1 protein-coding gene and 2 pseudogenes are annotated in these 2,503 nt (G+C 56.1%); 1 reads left to right on the top strand and 2 read right to left on the bottom strand.

Features of this window, described 5'->3' with window-relative positions; translation table 11 throughout:
• Window positions 1-405: 405 nt before the first annotated feature.
• Window positions 406-1,008, bottom strand: coding sequence for an IS4 family transposase (locus C451_RS19665; RefSeq protein WP_007743446.1), 603 nt, complete (start codon window positions 1,006-1,008; stop codon window positions 406-408).
• A gap of 200 nt (window positions 1,009-1,208) precedes the next feature.
• On the opposite strand from C451_RS19665, the pseudogene C451_RS19660 reads away from it, so the two are divergent.
• Window positions 1,209-2,108 (top strand): annotated as a pseudogene (locus tag C451_RS19660) (transposase); the annotation flags it as partial.
• Window positions 2,109-2,248: 140 nt separating this feature from the next.
• Here C451_RS19660 and C451_RS19655 read toward each other — a convergent pair.
• Window positions 2,249-2,503 (bottom strand): annotated as a pseudogene (locus C451_RS19655) (IS66 family transposase); the annotation flags it as partial.

Raw genomic sequence — 2,503 nt, 5'->3', positions numbered from 1 at the left:
GGTCTACTTCAGCCATATCGGCCTTCCTCGGCTTCATCCTTACTGGTTTGCCGGTCTATCCCGTCGCCGTATGCCTATTCAACGCAGCAATTTAGGGAAGTTATGAAGATAGCGGAGTGATTTTACCGTAAGTTTTACTGTAAATTTGCTCTCCTAGCGAATATGCCGCCAGATGGATACACAACTGTCACAATCAGCGATAGCGTAGCCACGAAACTGACGCGGATCATGGCGGACCATGATCGCCAGTTACGCTGAAGCGATCGAGTACGCTGCTGATACAACTCTCATTCATGAGGATGAAATCACCGTACAGGAACTAGTTCAGGTGATCGGCGAACGACTCGATAAGATGGACAAAACCCGTTTACCGTAGAAATTACGGTAAACATTTCAGAACTTCTCTCAACGACTACCGTGCCATTCCCGCAGTTCTGCGACGATCTCCGGCTTGGTATTGTGCTTGAGACGGCTCACGAAGAAGCCGCCGTACTCGTCGATCAGTGCGAAGCGACAGAACTTGAAATACACTAAATCGAGGAGCAGCAACCGGCCTTTCAGCCACGATCCCGTTTTGAACTCGGTGCTGTCGTGAGGACGTTCGCCGGTGATCGAGAGCTTCTCGATGGTTCGATCGGTGACGTTGTGGAGCAGGTGGAGCTTCGCTCCAACCTGTCCTCCCGGCGGCCTTGGTACTGCTCCTTCAGACCGATGTAACCGCAAAACGGTTGCATCGGCGACCATCACGTCCCTGAATTGGTCGAACTCGTCGCTGACGGTGTGAGGGATAGCGACCTCGTCGAGTTCGCGCTCGACGAGGTCGCGGAGATACGTGGCGAACAGTGGCGTCAATCGCTGATAGAAACCGCTGGGTGAGAGCGTCTTGTCGGCAGTAATGTTGTAGGCTCGACGAAACGCAGCGAGTGTTCGGCTTTCGTCTGCGGCGAAGCCGAACACGAGCGCCCAGACCATCGCTGGAACCTGGAACTTGCCATCGCGTTCGACCACGCCGACTTAATGACCCAGGTCTGCCCTGAAAACCAGATCACAATCACGGGGTTAGAAGCCCGTTACTGCTAATTCACAGCGAACACGATATCAGAAAATAGGGATTTATAGGCTCTGTTGAATCACTAGACGGCGTCGGGATCGGTCGCTAGATCAAAGGCATTGAAGCGAGAGACTTGCGTTGTCTATGACCCAAATCNGAGATGCCTCAAATAACCCAGGAGATCGGCCTCGACGCGGCCGATCTCCCTGCGCCGTCGACGTTGTGTAAAGCACTCGACCGAATCGAGATAAGCCTCTGTCGAGTGCTACTGCGCCAGTCGGCGCAGTTGCACGTTCCGTCCGAACACGCCACTCTCGACACCACGTTCTACGACCGAGACCGCGCCAGCCGCCACTACTGCCAGCGCACGAACTACCGCGTGCAGACGCTCAAAGTCACGAAACTCGTCNCCACGTTCTACGACCGAGACCGCGCCAGCCGCCACTACTGCCAGCGCACGAACTACCGCGTGCAGACGCTCAAAGTCACGAAACTCGTCGATACAGAATCCCAAGCTGTCCTCGACGTTCACTGCTCGACCACACTCAAAGGAAGTGACGCCGACCTCTGCGAGCAGATCGCCCGCCGGAATGCGGGCGATCTGCGGACTCTCGCTGCGGACAAAGGCTACGACAAGACCGCTCTCCGCGAACGGCTGCGTGAGCTCGAGATNCGCCGGAATGCGGGCGATCTGCGGACTCTCGCTGCGGACAAAGGCTACGACAAGACCGCTCTCCGCGAACGGCTGCGTGAGCTCGAGATTCGCCCGCTCATCAAGCACTGCATCCGCGCACCGTACGACCACGCCCACAACGCCCGAATCGACGCGGATCTCTACGCACAGCGGTCAATGACTGAAACCGTGAATTCGGCCGTCAAGCGCTCGCTCGGCTACGCCGTGCGAGCGCGTACCTGGTTCCGTGAGTTTCGAGAGATCGCCCTGATNGTCAAGCGCTCGCTCGGCTACGCCGTGCGAGCGCGTACCTGGTTCCGTGAGTTTCGAGAGATCGCCCTGATGTGTATCGTCTACAACATCAAACGAACAGTGAAACAGTAAATTCCATCGCCTTATGGCGATTCAACAGAGCCGATTTATATGCTCACGATCAGAACCGGCGTATTCCGGTATGTACAAGCTGAATTCAGCCACCGATAACATGATCCCGAACAATTACGGTAAAAGATACGGGTACGTGTTTACCCCGAGGACACAACAGCGGGTACAGCCTGAGATCGTGAAATCATCTCGTTGTCCCGGGCGACTCGCTTGAACTCATCGTAGGGATTGCGTCCCTGCTGGCGCCAGGTCGCCAGCAGGGACAGCAGTGTCTCATGCACGAACATACCGCGGTCGTTCCGAAGCGTTCCAATGATCTTCCGGAGAACCACCGGCTCACGAAGCGCACTTTCAGCGGCGTTGTTCGTCGGAGAGACCGCTGGCTCACCGATGAA

It is taken from the genome of Halococcus thailandensis JCM 13552, from assembly GCF_000336715.1.
Lineage (GTDB): Archaea > Halobacteriota > Halobacteria > Halobacteriales > Halococcaceae > Halococcus > Halococcus thailandensis.
The sequence above is the reverse complement of the archived record's forward strand: the minus strand, read 5'-3'. Positions and strand labels throughout refer to the sequence as shown.